This is a genomic window from Halorubrum sp. SP3 (assembly GCF_005435195.1).
GTDB lineage: Archaea > Halobacteriota > Halobacteria > Halobacteriales > Haloferacaceae > Halorubrum > Halorubrum sodomense.
Window position 1 is genome coordinate 1 of the sequence record NZ_SGTU01000423.1, and the last position, 414, is coordinate 414.

The following is a 414-nucleotide window of genomic DNA, read 5'->3' on the forward strand; positions in this document are numbered from 1 at the left end:
GGTCGGCCGGTTCGTCCCGACGCACCGAATACTGCGATTCGCATACCGGAGAGGGGCGCGCCGAGGGCATATACTTGTAACTTCGAAGCTTCGAAGTGTTAGCCCGCGTTCGGCCTGTATCCCAAAGATACAATAGCAATAGCGTCCAGTGATCGCTCGATGAACGGACAGAGCGATGTGCCGGACGTGCCCGGACTGAGCGGGGGATTGACTCGCGCGGAGGCGACCGCCCTCCGGGAGTCGTTCGCCCCGGAGGAGCAGGAGCGCATCGGTCGGACGGTGGCCGAGCTCCTGGATCTCCTCGGAAAGACCCACACGATGGCGGTGTTGAGCGCGTTCGCGTTCGCCGAGGACTCGCTGCGGTTCAGCGACCTGGAGAGCGAACTCGACGCCGCCCCGAACACGCTCTCGGCG

At 64.5% G+C, this 414-nt stretch carries 1 pseudogene; it reads left to right on the top strand.

The features are described 5' to 3' along the window. Nucleotides 1-159: 159 nt before the first annotated feature. A pseudogene (locus EXE42_RS17090) lies at nucleotides 160-414 on the top strand (transcriptional regulator); the annotation flags it as partial.